The sequence below is a fragment of the Anabaena subtropica FACHB-260 genome (genome assembly GCF_014697105.1).
GTDB lineage: Bacteria > Cyanobacteriota > Cyanobacteriia > Cyanobacteriales > Nostocaceae > Trichormus > Trichormus subtropicus.
The window spans coordinates 79,854-103,815 of record NZ_JACJRF010000001.1; the positions used below are offsets into that span (position 1 = coordinate 79,854).

Consider the following 23,962-nt stretch of genomic DNA (forward strand, 5'->3'; position numbering starts at 1 on the left):
GAAAAAATACGGGAAATATTAAATTGATTAGGGTTTTTACTCAACCTGATTTCCTCACAGCTTCACTAACTAAGAACATCGGTAAGTTTGCAAAATTCATTCTTTTTACTCAGTGCGGTAATTAATTTATTTGCCGCACTTGAGCTAAAAAATGAATTTTTCAATATATGTATCTGATGTAGTCCAATCAATTTTTCTTAAAAAATACACGACATATTTAAAAATGCCAAAAGCACCACGTAATTTATTTAAAACGAATAACTTCTGGAAGGACAACTATTTAATATTGCGAGAATTAAAACATTTTCGCAAAATAGCTGTCCTAGCCGTAATTTTTTCATTTTTAGCGGCAAGTTTTGAAGGTGTAAGTATTGGTTTTCTCTTGTCATTTTTACAAAAATTGACTACTCCTGACCAACCAATTCAGACTGGAATTGCCGGGATTGATATGATTTTGGCTTCTGATATCTGGCCAATTAGTCCTATCTATAGAATATCTTTACTCATCTTGTTAAGTACTTGGATGCGAGCTACATTCAATTATTTTGGAGGAATTTATTCTGAATCAGCCCAACTTCATTTAGCAGACCGCTTACATAAGCAAATTTTTGAGCAATTACAAGCTTTGAGATTAAGTTACTTTGCTCAAACTCGTTCCGGTGAACTCATTAATACAATCACTACAGAAATTGAAAGGGTCAAACAGGGTTTTAGCGGAATAGCTTTTATCTTTACAAGAATTCTGACAGTTTGTGTGTATTTCGTTGTCATGTTTTTAATATCATGGCAACTTTCGATTATTTCTGTACTTATATTTGCATTGCTAGCAGTAGGATTATCCACGCTGAATAAACGAGTCCGAGAAACCAGTTTTGGCATTTCTTCTGCTAATGGTCAATTTACAGCTATAGCAGTAGAGTTTATTAATGGGATTCGCACAATTCAAGCATTCGGAACCCAAGAATTTGAACGTCAGCGTTTTTATAAAGCTAGTGATAATCAACTGAATGCAGCTATCAAAGTTGTTTTGGCATGGACGCTGGTAAAACCCATAGCTGAAGGAATAGCTACTACGGTTTTAATTAGTTTAATTGTGATTTCATTCACGAATTTCACACTACCTGTAGCATCATTATTGACATTTTTCTTTGTCTTGGTGAGAGTTATCCCCAATATTCAAGACATTAATGGTTCATCTGCTTTTCTGAGTACTTTACAAGGCTCGGCAGAAAATATTAAGGCTATTTTGCAGACTAATAATAAACCTTACTTGAAAAATGGCAAACTTAATTTTCAAGGTTTGAAGCGTTCAATTGATTTAGTATCTGTAGATTTTGGTTATACTCCCGATCATTTAGTTTTAAATAATATTACGCTGACAATTGAGCGTGGCAAAATGACAGCCCTGATAGGGTCATCGGGTGCTGGTAAAACTACATTAGCTGATTTAATTCCCCGATTTTATGATCCAACTGAAGGACAGATTTTAGTTGATGGGCTTGATTTGCAGCACTTTGAAATCAATTCTCTCCGCCGCAAAATGGCTGTAGTCAGTCAAGATACATTTATTTTCAACACTTCTATCAGAGAAAATATTGCTTATGGTACATCAGGCGCAAGTGAAGCCGAGATTCGGGAAGCAGCTCGACTAGCGAATGCGTTGGAATTTATCGAAGAAATGCCCGAAGGGTTTGATACTAAGTTAGGCGATCGCGGTGTACGCTTATCAGGAGGACAAAGACAAAGAATAGCGATCGCTCGTGCATTACTGCGAGATCCAGATATTCTCATTCTTGATGAAGCAACCAGCGCCTTAGATTCAGTATCAGAACGCTTGATTCAGGATTCCTTAGAACAACTTTCCGTGGGGAGAACAGTAATTGCGATCGCTCATAGGCTTTCCACAATTGCCAAAGCCGATAAGGTCGTAGTCATGGAACAAGGACGGATTGTTGAGCAGGGGAATTATGAAGAACTTCTAGAACAACGAGGTAAGCTTTGGAAATATCACCAAATGCAGCACGATTCAGGTCATTTGGGGTAGTTGTAAACCCTGCTTAACCCACTTTTATTTCACCATACTATATATAAAGCAATGGCTGTTGTAACTCCTGAATTAGACCACAGTCCCTTAGTTGTAGTGTGTGGGGCAGATGATAATTATGCTAGACCCCTAGCTGTAACACTCTATTCCGCACTGGTCAATTTAGAAAAGGGTTGTACCCTCTACCTCTACATTATTGACGGCGGTATTACTGAGCAGAGCAAGCAACGACTACAACGAGTTCTCAATGTTGAACACATTGATTTACACCTCAAGTGGATTTCTCCCAGCAATTTGACATCACTGAGTCATATAAAAACACCTGATTGGGTATCAGCAGCTACATATCTGCGATTATTAATACCCGATATCCTCCCAGAGCATTTTCAAAAGGCTATTTACTTAGATGGTGATTTACTGGTAGAGGGTAACTTAAAAAACCTGTGGAACCAGGAAATGGGTGAATATGCCCTACTGGCTTCTACCGATTTTGGTATTCCGTATGTATCTTCCAATTTAGGCATCCTCAATTACAAAGAATTAGGGCTAGCACCTCATACGCCTTATTTCAATGCGGGAGTGCTGGTACTCAATTTGCCAAGATGGAGAGAGGAAAAGATTAGTGAGAAAGTAATACGCTACTTGAGCGAACATGAAGAATACGTAAGGATGGGAGATCAAGAAGGGTTAAACGCCATTCTTGCTAATGATTGGGGTAAGCTTCATCCTACGTGGAATGTCATCTCACACATTCTATTTTATGAAAATTGGGAAGACTCAGCCTTTAAAGAAGAGATTCGTCATTCAAAGCAAGAAATCATCGACAACGCTGATATCTTTCATTTTGCTGGTGGCTCAAAACCTTGGCAAATCGAGTGTGAGCATCCAGCACAGTTGCAATGGATTCGCTATCTCCAAGCCAGTAAATGGTTTCAACCTACAGAAAGTATGGTGTGGTTTAGTAAATGGTTTCTGCAATATTACCCTCGGCAATTTAAAGTCTTAATGAGGAAATTTATGTTTATCCTGGGACTCGGAAAATCCTGGGAATTATTGAGGGTGTATGTGCGAGAGAAATCTCTCATGAAAATGGAGAGTGGGGACTAATCAATTCAAAATTACAGAATTCTTGGGGAGTGCTGAGTGGCGATTCCCAGTCCCTAGCCCTCAGCCCCTATTATCCTGGAAAAAATTACAATGAAAGTCTCAATAATTATTTCTAACTATAACTATGCTCGGTATCTTCCCAAGGCAATTAACTCTGTTCTAGCTCAAAGCTATACAGATATTGAGATCGTTGTAGTAGACGATGGTTCTCAAGACGATAGCCGTAACGTTATTACCCAACTCCAAGAAAAAACCCCGGATAAAATTAAGGCGATTTTTCAGGAAAATCAAGGTCAGGGGGGTGCTTTTAATGCCGGTTTTGCAGCTGCTACTGGAGAGGTTATTGCTTTTCTGGATGCAGATGATATGTGGAAACCTGGTAAATTACAGCGCATTGCTGAAGTATTTCAAACATCGGATGTAGTTGGTGTGATGCACCATTTGGATATCATCGATGGCGGTGACAAGACAATTAACAATACCTCTACCCAGGGGCCGAAACTGAGTGACGATTTAGCCACAGTTATATTGAAGACAGGAAATGCTTGGTGCTTTCCTCCCACATCTGGACTCGCCTATCGCCGGGAAGCATTGGAAAAAGTATTTCCTATTGATCCTGTAAAATGGCGCATTTGGGCTGATGGTTGCATTATTTACTGCACAGCTTTCTTAGGCAAGATTAAAACATTACAGGAGAATTTGGGTTACTATCGCATACATGGTGCTAACAATCACATGAATAATGCGATCGCCAGCTGTGAACAAGAAGCCAAATCCCAAGCTGGCATTGAGATGACTAACCAATATATTAATGATTTTTTAGCACGTATTGGTTATTCTGCAAGAGTTGACCTGTCCCGCAACCTCCAATATCGCCGCACAAAGTATTATCAACAATCCAAATGGGATCACAGGGAGGTATGGGATATCTCACAGTTAATTTTAGGATGGCCTTTTTACTCTGGACAAGAGCGAGTATATTACCTAGCACGATTTTTATTCAAAAGCGGCAAATTTTTAGCTCGTCCCATTGTTTATACGGAAAGTAAAACAATTTAGTCGTAAATGTGATTAGCCGTTTTGAAAATTATGACTATAGATACTAACTCCCCAAATCCATTAGTTAGCGTTATTACACCTACTTATAACCGTCCAGATTATTTGCAAGCAGCGCTGAAAAGTGCTGTACAGCAGACATATCCTCATATTGAAATTATTGTTTGCGACAATTGTAGTCCAGAAAATCCTCAGACACTTGTTGAGTCTTTTCATGATTCGCGCATTCGCTTTTCGCGCAATTCATCGAACATGGGAATGTTCGCCAACACCATCAAAGCCTTTCAAATGGCGCGGGGAAAATACATCGCCTGTCTGTTGGATGATGATATGTGGGAAGCAGACTTTCTGGAAAAGCTTGTCCCTCCCTTGGAAGCTAACCCTGATTTAGCTTTAGCTTTTTGTGACCACTACATCATCGATGCCAATGGCAATATAGATGATGTTCTCACAGAAGAATATTCCCGTTCATATAAACGAGCTAATCTTCGAGAAGGAATTTACCAACCGTTTTGTCGGATAAGCTTGGTAGATAAATCGGTATCGACAGCCACAGCTGCTGTAATTCGTCGAGATGCGATCGCTTGGGATACCATTCCCCCTGAAGTCGGTGGTTCATGGGATATATATTTAAACTATCTTTGTTGTCGCTCTGGTTTAGGAGCTTACTTTTATCCCGAAAAACTGACGCGTTATCGTGTTCATGAACAAACCGATACCATGCTCAGTGGTAAGCGAGATGCAAAGGCAAAAATCCGTAAAGCTCAAGCAGATATGTTTTGCTATGAGCAGTTTATGGCTGATGAACGTCTACAGGAACTTAAACCTTATTTTCAGCAGAAATTAGCTCATATAAGTACAACTTTAGGCATTGGCTTGATGCGTAGTAAAGAGCTAAAAACAGCCCGTTCTTATTTTTGGCGTTCTTTAAAACAAAGTTTAAAACTGCGAACGATCGCTGGATTGATGCTGAGTTTTACGCCACCAACAATAGCATCTCGATTTTAATCGTCAGATCCCTGACTTACTTGAGAAGTCAGGGAGTTATAAGCTAATTAAGTAATTTTGCTAGACAAACAGGTATAAATAGAATGCGGCTATCGGCTTGTATCACAACTAGAAATCGTCCCCAAGATTTGGCAAATTGCCTGCGATCGCTGTGGGATTCTCAGACTAAACCATACTCAGTCATTGTGTCTGATGATTCACCGGATATTGAGATGCAGCAAAAAAATCAACAAATTGTCCAACAATATCCCCAGACAATTTATATTACTGGCCCTCGTCGTGGGGTTTGTGCCAATCGTAACAATGCAGTTAATGCTACCTCTGCATTAGAAACTGATTTGGTTGCTTTTATTGATGATGATATTTGCGTTGAGCCAGAATATATTGGTGGCGCGATCGCTCACTATTTGCAAATGTCACCAGAACAGAGAGATTGCACCATTATTTCCGGTATCAGTTATGACACCGACGGATATATAATGGCTCCGGGAAAGTTGTCTTTTCGCGGCTATTTCTGTGCTAGTGATGTTCCCGAAACTATAGCTATTCATGCTTCTATGTTTCCCCGCCAGTTTTTTGAGCAAGAACAGTGGGACGAAGATATATTTTTTGGCTATGAAGATGCAGAACTTTGTTTACGCGCCTTGAAGCGGGGATACAATATTCTACCCTGTCCAGAATTACGCGTCCTCAATGCCGGGGGTAATGGCAAAAGTTCTCTGATGGTATCTGACATTGGTAAACTAACTAAGTACGAAATTTCTATTGAAGCTGCTAGGCTCTACATTGGCATTAAACGCCATAAAAATTTATTCCCCAATTTCTTAAAACTCATAGGCTTTTGCTGTGTATACTTCCTGCACATGACAGCATATCTCTACAAACGAGGTTCTCTCAAAGCATGGCCGGAAATTATTCGTCGTTCTCAAATTCAAAAATTATGGCAACCTTCTCATAACAATTCGCAATTCGCAATACCGCAAGCGGAAGACTCACGCCAACGCAATGCGCAATTAAAAAAACTAGATACAGCAAGAATTTCTTGAACATTCACAGGATATTTATATTGTGAAACTAGGTATCGTTACACATAGTGTAATTAAAGGTGATGGTCAAGGACGGGTTAATTATGAAATTGCCCAAGAAGCAATTCGGCGTGGTCATCATGTCACCTTATTGGCTAGTCAGGTTGCGCCGGAATTACAACAAAGTGAGCAAGTTAATTGGGTGCCGATTTCGGTTAAACAATGGCCTACGGAATTACTGCGAAATTTGATTTTTGCTTTTACCAGTGCAGATTGGTTGCATAAAAACCGAACACAGTTTGATTTAATCAAAATTAATGGTGCCATTACCCGCGCCTCTGGTGATGTGAATGCTGTGCATTTTGTCCATAGTTCTTGGTTGAAGTTTACTTCTAGTAAAGCTCAGACAAATTCAGCCAAAACTACACAATCACGCAGATTTTTATACAACTTTTACCAGTGGTTATACACGGTTTTAAACGCAAGTTGGGAAAAAGAGGCTTTTCGTCGCGCGCGTGTGGTAGTAGCTGTTTCTAGTAGGGTAGCTGAGGATTTGCAAGCCATTGGTGTAGCACCAGAGAAGATACGAGTAATTGTCAATGGTGTTGATTTGCAGGAATTTTCCCCAGGAAATATCCCGCGTTCTCAATGGGGTCTACCGGAAGGTGTCCCTCTAGCTTTGTTTGCTGGGGATATTAGAATATCTCGCAAGAATTTAGATACAGTCCTCAAAGCCTTAGTGCAAGTGCCTGATTTACATCTAGCAGTTGCGGGAATTACGGAAGGTAGCCCATATCTTCAGTTAGCTGAAGACTTGGGATTATCGACAAGAGTGCATTTTTTAGGACTGCGGCGTGATGTCCCAGAACTAATGAAAGCCGTAGATTTCTTGGTGTTTCCTTCCCGTTACGAGCCTTTTGGCTTGGTGGTGATTGAAGCAATGGCTTCTGGTTTACCTGTGATTACGGCTAGTGCAACAGGCGCAGCAGACTTATTAACACCGGAATCGGGGATAGTTGTAGCCGATTCAGACGATGTGGAAGCTTTAGCTAAGGCCATGTTTTTGTTAGGGAGCGATCGCCATCTCAGACAAAACATGGGTCAAGCTGCCCGCACTATAGCAGAACAACACAGTTGGACAAATATGGCACAGCACTACGTAGATTTATTCGAGGAGTTGAAGCAGTAATGAAAATTACAGTCATTGTGCCTACGTACCGCCGAACTAAAGACCTAACACGCTGCTTAGAGTCATTGCAGAAGCAATCTCGACCAGCCGATGAGGTAGTTGTGGTAGTTCGTGATACCGATGTGGAGACATGGCAATTTCTGGAGGCGATCGCCCCTTCTCCTTTGCCATTACGTACTACGACAGTGCGCGTCCCTGGTGTAGTAGCCGCTATGAATGCAGGGCTAGATATTGCCCAAGGAGACATTATCGCCTTTACAGATGATGATGCAGCTCCCCACAGTAATTGGTTAGCGCAAATTGAACCCCACTTCCTCGCCGATGAGCAGATTGCTGGCGTTGGTGGCAAAGATTGGGTATATCATGGCGATCGCTTAGAAGATGGTATTTGCCCAATAGTCGGTCAAGTCCATTGGTTTGGACGAGTAATTGGTAATCATCATATCGGTATAGGACAAGCCCGCGAGGTAGATGTTCTCAAGGGAGTTAACATGAGCTTTCGGCGATCGGCTGTCTACGGATTACGATTTGATCAACGAATGCTCGGTACAGGCGCACAAGTCCACTTCGAGATAGCCTTTTGTTTAGCCTTAAGGCGGGCTGGTTGGAAGCTGATTTACGATCCCCAAGTGGGAGTCAACCATTATCCAGCCCAAAGATTTGACGAAGACCAGCGCCAAAGTTTTAATCCTGTTGCAGTCACCAACGCCGTACACAATGAGACTTTAGCCCTACTAGAACATCTATCACCAACACAACAATTAACATTTTTCCTCTGGGCTACATTGGTCGGGACTAGGGATGCTATGGGCTTTGTACAATTTTTACGCTTTTTAAGGCGCGATCGCGCCTTAGCAGGGCAAAAGTTATTAGCAGCTTGGCATGGTCGCTGGCACGGTTGGCGAACCTGGCAAAGTTCCAACAAGACTCTTTCACTGTGGAGATTTTAAGTGAATCATACTCATACCTTTACAGATAGTTCTTCTACCAGAAACTTGGGTTTGGAAAAGCAACCCCCATTAGCTTGGTTGGCGATACTCACCCTAGTATTGTTTTCAGCAGTCTGCATTTTTGGTGGTGCGGCTGGCATTCTCCGCACAGCCTATGTAATTCTTTCCTTCGCTGTCGGTGCTTTTCTATATGTGCGATACCCCGTACTCTACACAGGTTTTACTTGGTGGATCTGGTTTGTTACGCCGTTTGTGGCTCGTCTAGTTGATTATAAAAGTGGTTGGGATCCCACACGTTTTATGTTGGTGTCACAATACTTAGTGACTCTATTAACATTACATACCTTTTTAAAAGAACTGCCAAAATCCCTGCGCCAAGGTAGTTTACCCTTTGTATTAGCCTTTCTCGGTGTGTTTTATGGCTTTCTCATAGGAGTGATTAAAACAACACCATTCACTGCCGCGCGGGGACTGTTAGATTGGTTAACACCAATTACTTTTGCTTTTTACCTATTTATCCACTGGCGAGATTATCCACTATATCGCCGTACTCTTGAGCGTACCTTTGTCTGGGGTGTATTGGTGACAGGAATCTATGGAATTATCCAGTTTCTTAACCCTCCTGAGTGGGATTTATTCTGGTTAGTCAGTACAAAACTAACGAGCATGGGTGATCCTGAACCTCTGAAACTGCGTGTTTGGAGTACTATGTCATCTCCTGCACCCTTTGCATCTATGATGCTGGCAGGTTTATTATTGTTATTTACTAGTAAAAACTTTATCCGTATTCCTGCCTCGGCAATGGGTTATTTAGCTTTCTTGCTCACAACAGTACGCACCTTGTGGGGAGGATGGTTAATAGCTTTTCTGACTTTTATTACTTCTTTAAAAACGCGCCTGCAAATACGCCTATTTATAACTATTTTAATTATGGCGCTTTGTGTGATTCCATTAACTCAAATAGAACAATTTTCCAACACTATTACTAATCGTTTTGAAACTTTTTCTAATATTGAGAATGATGACAGCGCTAAAGTCAGACAAAAAATCTATGAAGATGGTCTGAACAGTGCGTTAACTAATGTTTTAGGTAACGGAGTAGGAAATACTTTTATTGTCAATGAAAAGGGTGTATTAGAACCGATTATCATTGATAGCGGCATTCTAGATATGTTTTTTACATTGGGTTGGTTTGGCGGTATATTCTACTTGTTAGGTATATTTATGTTATTTACTCAAGCATTCCAATATTCTGAGTATCGCTTTGACTCCTTCATGGCTGCGGCTAGAGCTATTAGTCTGGGTATGGTGTCAACACTAGTCGGTAATAGTGGGATGTTGGGAATGCCTGGGATGATTCTTTGGGGTTTCATAGCTATGGCGATGGCAGGGCATAAATATCACATACATCAACGAATCACAAAATAATAATTCAAAATTTAAAATATACTACGGTTAAGTAGGTAGACACAATTAAATATAAACAGGACTTTAGCCTACCCGCATATTATCAATTACGTCATTTGTCGAGCCATCAATTGGGCAAAAATCCCTTCTACATCTGCTAACTCTTGAAAAGTTCCCTGTTGTACTACCCGTCCTGCTTGCAATACATAGATGCGGTGAGCGTTGCGAATTGTACTTAGTCGATGAGCGATCGCAATTCTGGTAACTTGTAATTTATCTAGACTTTCACTGACTATTGCTTGGGTTCTGTTGTCGAGAGCGCTGGTAGCTTCATCAAATAACAAAATCCGGGGTTTTAATGCTAAGGCACGAGCAATTAGTAATCGCTGTCTTTGTCCTCCAGATAGATTACCACCTCCTTCACTGACTACAGTGTGCATTTGCATAGGCATGGCGGTAACATCATCAGCAAAACCAGACATCCGCGCTGCTTCCCAAGCTTCATCTAGGGTAATTTGAGCGCCACCAGCGATATTTTCAAAAATAGAGGCTGAACTCAGCTGACCATTTTGTAACACAACGCCTAATTGTCGCCTGACTGCATCCACATCTAAACCAGAAAGGTCTTGACCATCGTAATAGATGCTGCCGGCTTGGGGCGTTTCAAACCCCAGTAGTAGCCGTAGTAGAGTTGATTTACCGCTTCCAGAACCACCTACTAGGGCAATAAATTCTCCTGGCTCGGCAGAGATACTGACATTATCTAGGGTTAAGTTGCCATCACGACGATAACAAAAAGTTACATGATCTACAGTAATTTTCCCTACCAACCTACCAGGGTCAGACTTGCTGAGATTCACTTCGGGGATGGTGGTTAAAATTGGCTGTGTGCGTTGCCACTGGGGAAGAATTTGTAAAATTTGGGTAACTGTATTGCTGAGGTTTGTGGTTCCTCTGGTGAAGTTGCTAAAGGCTGTGCTGAAAGCGAGAAAAGTCCCAAGGGAAAAGGCGATACTTCCGGAAGTTTGAGCTTCTTCTAAGAGCTTGGTGGTAAACCAGAATAGGACTCCAGAGGTAATGATGGGGATGACTGTATTGAAAATTACAACAAAATCTTCTACCAGTTGGGTACTGAGTTCTAGCTTGATTTGCCGAGTGTAGTTTTTACTCCAAGCGGCGAAGGCGCGTTCTTCAGCCCCGGCAATATGCAGTTTAGAGATACCGTTGATTAACTGTACTGTCTGCCCGAAAATACTGCCCTGTACTTCTAGCAGGGGACGCACTTTTGATAATAGGAGGATACCAGAGATTGTAGTGATAGCGATCGCCACTACGGCACTAGCAACGGCAATCAGGGCTAATTTATAGTTGTAATAAAATAACTGTCCTAAGTAAAATAACGCAAATATACTAGTAATAAAATTAATCAGCGTTCTACCGCTAAGTTGACGACGGATAGCACTAACTGAGGAAATGCGTGAGAGTAAGTCCCCTGTTGTGTACTCTCGGAAAAAAGAGACTGGTAAATTTAGTAGCCTATCCCACACACCAGCCTGAGTAGAAGCATCACCAGAGGTTTCCATTCGCAGCAAGGCAAAACCTTGAGCCAGTTGAAATAAACCTGTACCTAAAGCAGCAACTAGTAACCCTAAGCCGATTTGTAATAATAAAGAGCGATCGCTATCGGGAATGGCATTATCTATAATTATTGAAGTGGCATAAGGTGTAATCATCCCCAACAGGGTAATGAAAATACCAGTAAATAAAATTTGTAGTAAATCCCACCCGTGTCCCCGGAGGGTAAACTTGACTATATCAATAGCCCTGAGTGCTTTATCTGGTAAAGAGCGATAAAACATATAAGCCACAGGAGCTAATGTTGCAGCTACACCCTCGTTTACTACCACACGGCTATAGTTAACTGGGTCAAAAATTTCATAACGATTTCCAGCAACAGGTAACAGCGCCACTGGTAGATTCTCTCTAGTATAGGCGACTAAAGCACCTGCATCTTTAAGCCACCAATTATCCCGCAACAACACCCGGCGCATTCGGATACGTGAAGCCCTGACTATCGCTTCTAATGGTTCTTTCACACGCTGGAGATTTTCTGAACGCAATGGGGGGCTAATCTTGATACCCATAGCCCTACCGACTGCACCAGTAGCCACCAACAAAGGAGTACCTTCTAAGAAAAAGTCGCCGTCTTGAGAATTTAGAGTTGATGATAGTTCCCCTAAAGCCTCTGCTGTCACTCGACGATTCAGGCGTTGACGTTCTTGCAACCTTGTCAGTTCTGCTTGTGCTTCTTGCTCATCTAATAAAGCCAAACAAGACAAGATTTGAGTATGTAATTGAGATAAACCAGCCAGCAGTATATCGGGATTTTCGTATTCGCTAGGGCTATGAGTTGTCAGTTGCACTCCCCCAACTGGGGTTAACCACATTTTGTCATTCATGGGAAAGGCTGTAGCTGTGGTGAAAATCAATTCCTCAAATCCCAGAAAACAAACATTCCCTTCCTGAAGCTGCACCCAGCAAGTTAAACCTGCTGCTGGTTGGAAATTTTGACCATTATTTAAGGAAAATCGTCCTTGTCCCTCAGCCTTTACCTGAATTTTGGGAGTGGGAATCTGAGATAAGACACCACCAAGTTGCATTAACCAATTTTCCATCCAAGCGTTAGCTTTTGCTCCTAACCCCCGAAAACATTCTGGATGTAAAAGCAGTAACTCAACTTCACCAATAGGAACCGCGAGAATTTGGCGTTGCTGATGAACCGTGCCGAAAAGTGCCTCGTCTTGGCTAATACTACATAAATAACGACGAGTTCCATCAATTACACCATCTTTCACTGTGACCGCAAACAAAGCCATAGAACCAGACTTAATCACCCAAACCCGCGACGGGTCATTCAATAAAATTGGTTCATTACCATTAATTATGTAGATTTGCCCCTGTAGTTCCATTTTGGATATTTAGATTTGGTGATTGTTGGTTACTAGTTTTAGGGTGTAGAGAAAGAAATTCTTGAATTTTGAATTTTGTAGCTTGCTTCCCGTAGGGTATTTTAAATTTTGAATTTTGAATTTTGAATTTTGAATTTTGAATTGATTCTCATCCTTCCGTCCGAATCAAACGCGAGTATGCACCCTCAACTTGCCAAAGTTCTTGGTGTGTACCTTGCTGTACTACTTTCCCGCGTTCCAGGACAATGATTTGGTCACAGTCGCGGATAGTGCTTAATCTATGCGCCACGATAATACAGGTACATCCCCGGCGGCGGAGATTTTGGTCAATGATTTTTTCTGTTTCTGCATCTAAGGCGCTGGTGGCTTCATCCATAACTAGGATAGAGGGATTATTTACCAAAGCACGGGCAATTTCTAGCCGTTGTCGTTGACCACCACTGAGATTAGCAGCACCTTCGATGAGTTCGGCATCATAACCTCCAGACATAGAGAAAATTACATCAGCGATCGCTGCATCTTGGCAAGCCCTCATCAGGTTTTTATCTGGTACAGTAGTGTCCCACAGGGTTAAATTGTCTCTCACCGTACCGCCAAACAGCAAAATTTCCTGCTCCACCATCGCCACAGAGTTAGTCAGCAGTTGGGGGGAAATTTCCTCTCTCGGTTGACTATCAAAGTAGATTTCCCCAGTCCAAGGTTGATACAGTCCGCTTACAAGTTTGGCAATGGTAGACTTCCCAGAACCGCTTCCCCCTACTAACGCCACACGCTGTCCTGGCTTAATTGACAGATTAAAGTTTTCAATTAAAGGCGCTTCCAAGCGGCTATAGCCAAAAGTGATATTTTTTAACTCCACATACCCCTGCAACTTAGGAAGCGCATATATTAATGGAGACGGTATTTCCCCCCCTACACTTGTCAGACACCCCTGCACCCCTATACCCTTTTCCCCCACTGGGTTATCTAACACATCATCAAGACGAATCAAATTCCCCTCTAATTCCTGGAGTGTCGTACCAAAGTTGACAAGATTGTTGACGGGTTGCTGAAAACCAGACATTAAACCTTGAAAGGCGATGAGCATACCGATACTCAGATGTCCATCCATTACCCGGAAACCACCGACTACCAAGAGCAACATAGCAGAAAGAGCCGAGAGAACTGTGGGTAAAACTGAGAATGTTTGGTTAGTAATTCCTAGTTCTTGTTGGGAATTGAGCGCCTTGGTGTAATAACCAGACCATCGAGAGAAGAAATCAGACTCTAACCCTGATGCTTTGAGTGTTTCTATACTTTGTAATGTAGCGATAGATATACCCGCCGCCTTCCCATATTCTTGAATTAATCGTTGATTAGCATCTACCCGTTGACGAGAAATCCATTGCAAAGTTAAGACGTTCACGGCAGCAAAACTGACCACCATCAAGGTAAGTACCCAGTCATACTGCACCATCACCAAAGCATCAAAAAGCACCATCAATGTGTCAATGATGGTTGTTGCTAACTGTCCAGCCAGAACATCGGCTACTTGGTCATTTAAGGTAGTGCGGTTACTGATTTCCCCAGCAAATCTTTGGGCATAAAAGCTCACAGGTAGGCGGAGAATATGCCACAGGAAGCGGCTGGACATACCCACAGCCAGTCTAATTTTGAGTCGGCGTAGGTAGCGTAACCTGAGTAATGTGAGTGATCCTTGCAGTATAGCAGCGATCGCCATTGCCAAAAGTAGAGGGTGCAGCCATAACATCCGTCCCTGCACCAAAATATCATCGACAAATATTTGACTAAATACGGGGATTACCAACCCAATAATCGTCAAGAAAAATCCTGCCACGATGCAGTAAACTAAAGCACTCTCCGCCCCCTGTAGCCGTGACCACAAAGATGCAATCATGCTGGGTTTGCGACCACCTTTTTGGAACTCTGGGCCTGGTTCCATCACCAGCACTATTCCGGTATATCCCTCGTCAAATTCTTGTAACGATACATGACGCGGCCCCGTAGCGGGGTCATTGAGATAAACCTGATGTTTACCAAATCCCTCTACCACAACAAAATGGTTAAAGTTCCAAAAGACAATATAAGGAGGGCGTAATTGTTGTATTTGCTTCAGTTCTTTTTTAAAACCTTTAGCTTCTAGTCCATAGGTTCTGGCAGCTTTCACCATATTAGATGCCTTGCTACCATCGCGGGAAACCCCACAGTCTCGCCGCAACTGTGGCAGTGGTACAATTCGACCGTAATAACCAAGAATAATTCCCAAAGCAGCCGCACCACATTCCACCGCTTCCATTTGTAGAAGCGTGGGCGTTTTCACTCGCAGCCTTCTAGGTGGTAGTATTTTTTTTACATACTGCCAAGGATTAACCAGTGTTACTACGGTAGATTTAGTAGATACCACTGGCAGACCTCAAGATTGGTAAAACAAAGGTGATAGGAGCGCGTTCTTCTACCTTGACCCGCACAATGGTAGTAGTTCCAGAAGAAATATTCAGGTGCGGCCCCGTGGAAGAAGACCACTTATAGCCGCTTGGTGTGTTGGCATCTAGTTCTAGGTGAGAGAATACTTGTATTAATCCTTGTTGTTGAGATACTAAACCTTCCACCACCTCAGAATTACCGACTTCACTAGCAGCTGCTTCTTTGGTAATCGGGAAGCGGGAAATGCTAGTGACATTACCCACAATCCCCCCAAAACGTTCCCGTTTCACCGTTTGGGGAGTAATTTGGATAGACATCCCTGGCTGAATTTTCTTCCCTTCCGCCACAGGAAAATAGGTGACACCAACCAACTTACTCTGGGGATTCTCCGCCTCTATAGTAGCTAAGCGTGTACCTGCGTTAACAACTTGTCCTGGTGTCAAGGTAATTTCTAAAATGCGTCCGCTATGTTGACTAATAATTTGGCTATTATCACTCAGTTGCAGTTCTAGAGAGCCAATCTCTCGGTTGACTTCTTGAATTTCTTTATTTCTCGCCGTGATATTTTCTAAGTCTTGTTGAGCCACAGAAGCTTGTTGGCTATCTACTTGTTTCAGTTGTGACTGCAAGTCAGCCACAATCGTTAGATTTTCCCGATAATCTTTTTCTTGTTGAGTCTCTTTGACATCCAGTTCTTTTAATTGCGCTTGAATATCAGCAATTTTTTCTAAGTTTTGCAGATATTCCTGTTCTGCTTGGAGGGCTTCATCACCGGAAATTGCCCCTTCTTTTTGAAATAATTCTTGGCGAATTTTCATCCTCCGTAAAAACACAGAAGTCAGAGCTTGAGCCTGCTGGAGACGTTGCTGTAAGCCTTGACGTTGCTGACTAACAGAGGTGTTACCTTTGGTTTTCAGTAAAGGCGTGATTGCTTGCAATTCTAGTATACGCTGCCGGAGGTACTGACGCTGTTGTTGCTGCGATCGCTCCTCTTGTTCCAACCTCCGCCCTTGCAGCGAACCAACAGCTTGATCTTGTGATTCCAGTTGAGTTAGTTTCCCTCGCTGTTGTTGCAGTTGCTTACGCAGTTCAGCTTGGTCAATTGTCGCCAATACCTGCCCTTTTTTAATCACATCCCCCACTTTCACATTCAGCGCCATGATTTGCCCGGCACTTTTGGATTGTAGTGGTACAACGTTACTGGGATAAATAATTACACCCCGACCCTCAACGGTGATGGGAATGCTACCATAAATACCCCAAATAAAAGCAACTCCCACAATAGAACCCAAAGCCACAAGAGGTAGCCAGCTTTTAGGACTGACTACCTGCATCAGTTGGTCTAATCTTTCAGGAGAAGATAGACGCTCTAGGGATTCTTTACGGAATATATGGCGCTTTTGTTGGAGCATTTTTTGTTAATTTAACAATAATCTTGAATAATCTTGCCAGATTTTTCAAGCTAAGAAAATAAAGATAATAATTTTTGTGGAACACCGTTCCAAGTCGCTACATCTTTGATTATCTCTTGTTTCAATAAATCAGACTCTGGAAGCACAATTTCATCACACAAAGCAACTAAATCAGCCAGTGTTGCATACCAAAGTAATGGTGTATCTCCACGCCCATGAGCAAGAAAATTAGATGCTTGTTCTAAAAAATTGGCAACTTCATTATTTATGAATGCCATTTTCAGCAATAACCAAGTATACGCTTGAGGATGACAATGATAATCCTCATTGGAGTTGACTAATATATGAGTTAAGTCGATTTTTAGTAAATCGGAATCAAACTGATTATCTTGACTAGCTAAAATGATCGCGATTTCATCTGTTACTTGAACAAACATTGCAGCAACAAACTCTGGTATTTGGCGTTTCACACGCTCATAGCCCCATAGACCAGGAACAGGTAATATGTCTAATACTCCTTCAAGATAACCCAGAATCTGGAAAGCGAGTTTAATCGCTCGATTCCACTGCATACAGCCCGCATCAATGCGTACAAGATTATGAACTAATTGAATACGACCAAAAAAGATAATTTCATAACCATATTCTTCCTCTAAAATCATATTAGTTTCTAGAGCGCTATAAGTTCTGTTACGAGCTTGTGTAAAATCACCTAATCGATAATCTAAGTAAGCTTCTGCTTGTTCTAAAAAAGACTTATAAAGTAACATTCCTTCATGTGAAAGCTTATCTAGTTGCAGTAGAACATTTGCAGCAGAAAATGCCTTTTCAGCCGCAATTAAATCTCCTCTACGGCACGCAATTAGGCCTCTTTGTCTGGCATTACCAAACTTATCTATAAGCAATCTTTCTGTCGATGTTAAGCGAGTACTTATTAAGTCTGAGAGATATTTATCTGCTGAATCATCAGATTTTATTGATGAAATCTCAATGGTTTTAGCACGACCTATACAGTAAGATTCAAGAGTCATTCGTAGAGCATCTCTACAAGAATCAATAACTGAATAAAGTTGCATATTTTAAAGCTATATCTGAAGATATAAAAGAGTGATTGTATTTTTTGTAACTGTCATTTTTGCTTATACAGTCAGTGCTTTCTTTCGCAGGTTAGCAGTTATTTCGTCACTTGTTGGCAATAGGACTAAAGGACAAGCTAGTGTATCAATATCAAGGGTTTCAATTCCACGAACCCAAGGAGCAAAACGACCAGGGATGAGTTTTAGCTTACCATCTGATGCTAAAGTACCAATATCATTACGCTCATCTGTTAAAGCTACTGTACACTTGCCAACTTTTCCATTGGCACGAATTACTAAAGAATTAGGACGTGCGGCGTAACAAACGGCATTGTCTGGTACAGCACCATTCTGTGACGATTTTAAATTATCACCAAATAATTTATTTTCTAGGATTTTAATAGCTTTTGCTTTCTCAGTTTCCGAAAAAACTTTGATTGAAGTATCATTAGGTCCACCAAGGTGTTCAATTGCTTTGAAGAAAGCAGAAAATCTAGGATCAGGCAACAACTCTCTTTTGATATCCTCTAACAAAGGATCAAGTAAATCAAATGTATCGGCAGTAAAGTGAAGACGCAATAAAACGGAAACAGGCAATAGACTATCGCGTATTGCTAGTAAATTAGACCAGATTCGTTCAAAGGTATTTTTACCATCTGCGCGGATACGGCTTTTATTATGAATCTCCATAGGACCGTCTAAAGAGATTTGGTAATGTGTAACGCCCACATTGGCTAAAGCAGAAGCAGTATTGATATCAAGAAAGTAAGCATTAGTGGTCATAGAACCTGAGTAATGCAAATGAGAATAATTACCAGCCAGAGACATAGCATATTCAGAAATGTCTAGAACAGTGTCTTTAGCAACCAGAGGTTCTCCCCCAAACCATGATAAATTTAAATAACTCAAGGTTGGACATCGCTTTTCAATTAGTGCTTTAATGCCTGAGATAGTTTCTGACTTCATCCGCCCTATGGAAAAATCTTCATAGCAATAAACACAACGAAAGTTACACTGCTCTGTTGGTAAAATAATTAGTTCTAAATATTTATCAGATATTAATTGCGCCCGTTTTACATTATCAATATGTTGTTGCAAAACTGCTACTGTCATAATACAAGCTCCTAAACTAGTTTTCTATCTTTTATTTCAAAGTTATGTAGATAAAATATGATTGCTACAATCTAGATTTATCTTTAGCCTAGTGTAGCAATCCTTTGACAGAGAATTATTATTCTGCTATTTGGTCAAAACTTGCACTAGTTTTACCACATTGGTAATTTGCTCCACAGGCGACATAGTTAGCATTGCCACCAGCAATTGCTTCAAGTTCTTCAGGGCTTAACTCTTGGAGTGCATCCGCTAATTGTGGATCTTTAATTACTAATTCTCCATTTTCATTAATTTGAATTTTTTCATTATTATCTTGTTCTAGGTTTTCGTTGGACATAATTTCTCCTTAATGATTTAAAACTGACGCATTTTTGTGATTTAAGAATATTTTTTTAAGGAAAACATTCTTGGTTTGCTGTATATAAATTAATTCATTTAACAGACTAAAACAATACATTTTTTTTGCTTATTACTCACATTTTTTTAGATACCAAGATTCAAAAAAATCCACTTTAAATTAAAAATATAAAATAGCATATTGAAAATTTAACCTACATTTAATCTTCCTAACATCCAATCAAATCTTTTCCCTGCCAAAGCCACCTTATCTAAAACTTCTATTCCTAATTCATCTTCGTATTCAAAGTTTCTATGTAATGGTAAGCCCTGACTATAAACGCGCCTGCTATAACTAAGCTGATTTACCATTCCTTGTAATCTTTGATCAAGCAAAGTGGGAATTACACGATAAAATCTTGATGCAAATCCTATATCTTGTTGTAATTTTGTAGCTAGTAGCTGTCGCGGAATTGCTAATACGACAGAATCTTCAATCGCCTTAACAGTTGCAGGGGGTAAACTACCATCAATAAAGGGTGTTTCTCCGATGATTTCACCTTTAGATAGTCTAGCTATTTCTCTACCAGCAATCTCATTACCCTCGATAGCTGCAAACGCACGTGCTAAAGGATTCTGTTCATCTAGGGAAATAGACAAGGACATTTTTCCATCGAGGATAATATACAGTGCGTCTACAGTTCCTTGTTCGTGAATGACTACGGTATTGGTGAGAATTTTTTGTGGAGTACCAGAAGCCATCATCCAATCTATGTCACTATCGTGCAATTCACTCAAGATGAACAGCACATCTGGTAAAGGTTGACCTTGCGCTAGGTTACGACGACCAAGTTGATTGATGGTATTTTGTATTCTACCGGAAATAATGATGGCGATCGCTCGATAAAAACGGGCTGCAAAACCAATGTCTTGCTGTAGTTTTGTTGTTAATTCCCCTATGGGGATTGATATCACCAGGGACTTTTCTATAGATGTAATTGTAGTGGTTGGTGGGCGTGTCCCAATCAAAGAACTTTCTCCCGCTATCTCACCTCTAGATAATCTCCCAATCTCTCTACCTAAAGTTTCGTCACCCTCAATAGCTGCGAATGCACGAGTTAGAGGATTATTTTCTGGTTGGGAGAGAGTGACGCTAAATGTGCCATCTAATAAAATATGAAAAAACTCAGTACTTCCTCTTTCTTGAATAAGTATAGTACCAGTCGCTAATTCTTTTTGATGACCTGTAGTAATCATCCAATCAATATCACTTTTAGTTAACTCTTTCAGGAGAATTTCTGTCATAGGTTAATTACCCTGTGTTTGGTAAATTGTTAGAAGGATATGGAAACTACAGAGGCGCGGAAATATATCTATATTGGTAGTTTATTTAAGATGTTATGGATATGTGAGGAAGCCTCTGTAGTAGCTAATTCCTCTAAGGTCAAATAACACAATGCAATTAAGATTAATGGTTGATTATTAAGGCTTGTGTGATTTTGTACATATTTAATATGGAATTGCTGCAAATTTTCGGCGGCTGCTTTAACTAATGCTTGGAGGATTGCAAAGGCTCTATCAGAAAGTGGTGGCTGACCACGATAGTTTTGTAGTCTACCTCCTTCTCGATATTTTGGAAATGATTCTAATCCTAAAAATTGCAAAAACCAATCAGTATGATAATTACCACTAGCAGCTACAATACCTCTATAGTCGGCAATTAATTCATCGAATATATTGTTTCGCATGGAATTAAATAAGCGATGTGTGAGGTAGTGAGTGCATTCATGTTCCAGGCGAATTTTGATAGATAATTGCTGCCATTGGGATTCGGAAATGCCTATATTTTCAGCAGAGATATTGCTATATGGATTATTACTTAAAATAATAAATTTATCTTGATAAAGTGTTTTCTGGGGAATGATTTTTTGAAACTCTGTTTTCCAATTATTTTCAGAATAATTACCAAAATTTGCTGCTTCCCATTTTTGGCGATACTGACGAATCCTATCCCAATTGTTGAACCCACTAACGATACAAGCTCCCATTGATGTAGGAACTGTTTGGGGTTCATTTCGCATTGTTAAAGCTTGTACTAAAGAGATAAAATCTTCTCGGCTTTCAGTTAGTAATACTGGAATAGTTCCAGCCAAACTTTGATGCAGGATTAATTGTAGTTTTTTTGGTTGTTGCAAGACTAAACCACTCGCTTCTACCATCTCATCTGTTGACACACCTTTACGAGTAGCATTTTGATATGTTTGTGTTTGAGAAATACCCTCTTGGATGGGAAATTGTAACTGTACAAGCTTTTGTTTAAGTACTGCAAACACGCCTAATATTTTGGCTACAACTGCGTATTCTTCCCAAGCTTTTATGTGTGGTTCTGGAGGTAAGGGAAATTCAATCGGGGAGGTTAAGGTATCATGAGTAAAAACATTTTGGTTGTATATTAATAGTTCCTCTACCTCAGAAGCTGTTGCTCCAAAGTCAGTCAAAACTTGAGTACGCAATGATTGTTTAAGATTCATATTGCTACTGATGACTTACCACTAAACCAGCAAGCTGCTCAGTAATCTCTTGTATTGTTTGAGTGATGGGATGTTGAGGATGGCGTAGACAAAAAAGACCTTTACTAGCCAGTTTCACCATATCTTCAACCAGGGGTAAAATCCCGGCTACTGGAACATCATAGATTTGCTCTAGCTGTTGTTCCAAGTCAGTAAAATTAAAAGATGCTAAAGCTTTATTAAGAACTAGGAGAATTTTTGCGGCTTTCAATTTCCGCGCTACGTCCACTGTCACGGCTGTTCCTTGGAAGTCTTGATTATCTGGACGGAGGATAATTAGTAAAATATTAGCAATACCGATGGAAATCAAGGTTTCTTCGTTTAAACCAGGATGAGTATCAATTAAAAGATAATCCAATTTTAAACTACGAATAATTTCGTGAAAGCCATCATGAAGTCGGACTACATCATATCCTTCACGCAAAATTCTAGCGATTTCCGCAGCTTTAATACTGGAGGGAATTAGATAAAGGCTACCCCGAATTTTATCTGTATTTCCTGACTCGGCAATTAATATATCGGTAACATCGTAGGCGGTATCTTGAATATCACAGCGTTTCCATAGATAGTCATTGAGGGTTAGTTGAGTTTTTTCTTCTTTGAGACCAAAAATAATATGAATCCCTGGTGATTGGATATCAGTATCAATTATGCCTACACGTTGCCCTTTGAGCGCCATAGTAGCTGCTATATTGGCGATGATATTTGATTTGCCGGTTCCACCACGGAATGAGTGAACAGCGATAATTTGTGCCATAAGATTGGTATTAAGATTCTAGTTTTTTGTTATTTAGCGATCGCTCTTTTAAAGATTTCACCTGAGTTTGCAATCGCTGGTAGTATTCTTTCTCACTTTCACGGGTATTGATTTCCTGTTGTTTAAGTTTTTGGATAGTTTGTTGTAGATACTGAAAGTTTTCATGTTCTGTAATTTCTAATACATCCTTAGCTCTTTTGGTTTGGTCAATCTCAATTTGCAGTTCCTGAACCTGCATTTTCAATTTTTGATCACGCAACCTAACCTCTTCAGCCATTTTTAAAAAGACTCGCACTAGTTGACCGATATCATCTTGGCTATGACTTAATTTTTCTAAGTTGTGATGTAGTTCAATTACATGAGCATCAAAATTATCATCCTCCAATGCTTGGGCGGCGGCTGTGAGGGCGTGAATCGGTCGAGAAATACTCAACCCTAAAAGCAGGGCGATGATGGCGGTGATTCCACCGACAATCACCACACTGCTGCTATTGAGCCAAATTAGACGATGCAAAGGTGCAATAAACTCTGCTTTGGGTTGAGTCACTCCCAATACCCAAGGTTGAGTTGCTAAGGGTGCAAAGCCGACTATCTCTGAGGTTTGGGATTTTTCTAGGTGATAGGTGGTGTGTCCTGGTTGTTTGGCTTTTACCATCACCGCTAACTCAGGAATGTCTAAGCTTTCAATCTGATCTACTTGTTTGGGGGTTTTGGTTGATAAAGGAATGAGACTATGGTTAAGTAAAGACGCATCAGGATGGCTGATGATAATCCCTTGCTGGTCGATCACAAAGACTTGATTTTGAGAGTCTAATAGTTGCAAAGCGTTGATAATTACCCAGATATCAGCTTGGCGAATCTTGATGAGGGTGAATCCAATAATCTCCCCATGAGATCGCACAGGTTGAGAAAAGAACATCTCCGGAGTGTTGCTAGTTTCACTCAACAACACACCAGAGCCATAAAGTTTACCTTGGATGTGTGAATAGTTTTTACCAATCAACTTTGGATCTGTTGCTGCTAGACATTGACCATTTTTATCCATCAGCAACACAACATCCAAATTGGGATGAGAACGGAAGACATTTTGAATTGTCTGCTCTAGGTTAGAACCTTGGGCTTGGCGATTTTGTGATGTGGTAGCTGCGAGAAAATCTACCACATAGCGATCGCTACTAATTTGAGTAACTACACGATGATAATCAATAATTAATTGATCCAAACGACTAGCGCTGCTGCTGGCTAACAGTTCTAGTTTGTGGTATTCTCCAGCCTCTACACTATTTAAGCTCTGTTGTAGGTTGTAGTAGGCTGTAAAAATCATCGGTATTAGCACAGCACAAACCAAGGCTACCGAAATTTTGGCAGCGATCGGCCAGGCAGGTGGATAAAATAACCGATGGAAATGCTTCATTTTTTAAATCAAACGAAATTTTTTGATCATCAACGACAAAAGAGCATTTTTGTTTTAATCGTCATCCCCAAAACCGTTTGTTTATTCTGCCAAGTGGGGCAAAGT

18 protein-coding genes are annotated in these 23,962 nt (G+C 40.6%); 8 read left to right on the top strand and 10 right to left on the bottom strand.

Annotated features, from left to right (window positions below; translation table 11 throughout):
• The first annotated feature begins 223 nt into the window (after nucleotides 1-223).
• The 8 genes from hepA to H6G18_RS00370 all read left to right on the top strand — a co-directional run bounded on the left by hepA (nucleotide 224) and on the right by H6G18_RS00370 (nucleotide 9,807).
• Nucleotides 224-2,044: a heterocyst formation ABC transporter subunit HepA gene (hepA, locus tag H6G18_RS00335; RefSeq protein WP_190405084.1), complete on the top strand. Its 1,821-nt coding sequence runs from the start codon at nucleotides 224-226 to the stop codon at nucleotides 2,042-2,044.
• A gap of 51 nt (nucleotides 2,045-2,095) precedes the next feature.
• Nucleotides 2,096-3,151, top strand: coding sequence for a glycosyltransferase family 8 protein (locus H6G18_RS00340; RefSeq protein ID WP_190405085.1), 1,056 nt, complete (start codon nucleotides 2,096-2,098; stop codon nucleotides 3,149-3,151).
• A 90-nt stretch (nucleotides 3,152-3,241) separates the two neighbouring features.
• The gene (locus tag H6G18_RS00345) at nucleotides 3,242-4,210 is read left to right on the top strand and encodes a glycosyltransferase (protein ID WP_190405086.1); all 969 of its coding nucleotides are present in this window, start codon (nucleotides 3,242-3,244) and stop codon (nucleotides 4,208-4,210) included.
• A gap of 30 nt (nucleotides 4,211-4,240) precedes the next feature.
• Nucleotides 4,241-5,215 (top strand): glycosyltransferase family 2 protein, encoded by a 975-nt coding sequence (locus H6G18_RS00350; RefSeq protein WP_190405087.1) that lies wholly within the window; start codon nucleotides 4,241-4,243, stop codon nucleotides 5,213-5,215.
• Nucleotides 5,216-5,298: 83 nt separating this feature from the next.
• Nucleotides 5,299-6,261, top strand: coding sequence for a glycosyltransferase family 2 protein (locus H6G18_RS00355; RefSeq protein WP_190405088.1), 963 nt, complete (start codon nucleotides 5,299-5,301; stop codon nucleotides 6,259-6,261).
• A 22-nt stretch (nucleotides 6,262-6,283) separates the two neighbouring features.
• Nucleotides 6,284-7,429 carry a glycosyltransferase family 4 protein gene (locus tag H6G18_RS00360; protein ID WP_190405089.1) on the top strand — a complete coding sequence of 382 codons (1,146 nt, stop codon included), beginning with the start codon at nucleotides 6,284-6,286 and terminating at the stop codon, nucleotides 7,427-7,429.
• The gene (locus tag H6G18_RS00365) at nucleotides 7,429-8,379 is read left to right on the top strand and encodes a glycosyltransferase family 2 protein (RefSeq protein WP_190405090.1); all 951 of its coding nucleotides are present in this window, start codon (nucleotides 7,429-7,431) and stop codon (nucleotides 8,377-8,379) included. The genes H6G18_RS00360 and H6G18_RS00365 overlap by 1 nt, the downstream gene beginning before the upstream one ends.
• A complete protein-coding gene (locus tag H6G18_RS00370; protein ID WP_190405091.1) occupies nucleotides 8,380-9,807 on the top strand; it encodes an O-antigen ligase family protein in 1,428 nt (475 codons plus the stop codon).
• An 86-nt stretch (nucleotides 9,808-9,893) separates the two neighbouring features.
• On the opposite strand, the gene H6G18_RS00375 is transcribed toward H6G18_RS00370, so the two are convergent.
• From H6G18_RS00375 to H6G18_RS00420, 10 genes are all read right to left on the bottom strand, one after another.
• Nucleotides 9,894-12,755 carry an NHLP bacteriocin export ABC transporter permease/ATPase subunit gene (locus H6G18_RS00375; RefSeq protein ID WP_190405092.1) on the bottom strand — a complete coding sequence of 954 codons (2,862 nt, stop codon included), beginning with the start codon at nucleotides 12,753-12,755 and terminating at the stop codon, nucleotides 9,894-9,896.
• A 148-nt stretch (nucleotides 12,756-12,903) separates the two neighbouring features.
• Nucleotides 12,904-15,159 (bottom strand): NHLP family bacteriocin export ABC transporter peptidase/permease/ATPase subunit, encoded by a 2,256-nt coding sequence (locus H6G18_RS00380; RefSeq protein WP_190405093.1) that lies wholly within the window; start codon nucleotides 15,157-15,159, stop codon nucleotides 12,904-12,906.
• A complete protein-coding gene (locus H6G18_RS00385) occupies nucleotides 15,146-16,591 on the bottom strand; it encodes an NHLP bacteriocin system secretion protein (protein WP_190405094.1) in 1,446 nt (481 codons plus the stop codon). Before H6G18_RS00385 ends, H6G18_RS00380 begins: the two co-directional genes overlap by 14 nt.
• 50 nt (nucleotides 16,592-16,641) lie before the next feature.
• Entirely contained in the window at nucleotides 16,642-17,622 is a 981-nt protein-coding gene (locus tag H6G18_RS00390; RefSeq protein ID WP_190405095.1) for a hypothetical protein, read from the bottom strand.
• Between the two features lie 108 nt (nucleotides 17,623-17,730).
• Nucleotides 17,731-18,780: a radical SAM protein gene (locus H6G18_RS00395; protein WP_190405096.1), complete on the bottom strand. Its 1,050-nt coding sequence runs from the start codon at nucleotides 18,778-18,780 to the stop codon at nucleotides 17,731-17,733.
• Nucleotides 18,781-18,898: 118 nt separating this feature from the next.
• Entirely contained in the window at nucleotides 18,899-19,117 is a 219-nt protein-coding gene (locus H6G18_RS00400) for a type A2 lantipeptide (protein WP_190405097.1), read from the bottom strand.
• A 209-nt stretch (nucleotides 19,118-19,326) separates the two neighbouring features.
• Entirely contained in the window at nucleotides 19,327-20,421 is a 1,095-nt protein-coding gene (locus H6G18_RS00405; RefSeq protein WP_190405098.1) for a cyclic nucleotide-binding domain-containing protein, read from the bottom strand.
• Nucleotides 20,422-20,489: 68 nt separating this feature from the next.
• The gene (locus tag H6G18_RS00410; protein WP_190405099.1) at nucleotides 20,490-21,647 is read right to left on the bottom strand and encodes a DUF7005 family protein; all 1,158 of its coding nucleotides are present in this window, start codon (nucleotides 21,645-21,647) and stop codon (nucleotides 20,490-20,492) included.
• 4 nt (nucleotides 21,648-21,651) lie between these two features.
• The gene (locus H6G18_RS00415; RefSeq protein WP_190405100.1) at nucleotides 21,652-22,443 is read right to left on the bottom strand and encodes a MinD/ParA family ATP-binding protein; all 792 of its coding nucleotides are present in this window, start codon (nucleotides 22,441-22,443) and stop codon (nucleotides 21,652-21,654) included.
• Between the two features lie 10 nt (nucleotides 22,444-22,453).
• On the bottom strand, nucleotides 22,454-23,857 hold the full coding sequence (locus H6G18_RS00420; protein ID WP_190405101.1) for a cache domain-containing protein: 1,404 nt from the start codon (nucleotides 23,855-23,857) through the stop codon (nucleotides 22,454-22,456).
• Nucleotides 23,858-23,962: the final 105 nt, after the last annotated feature.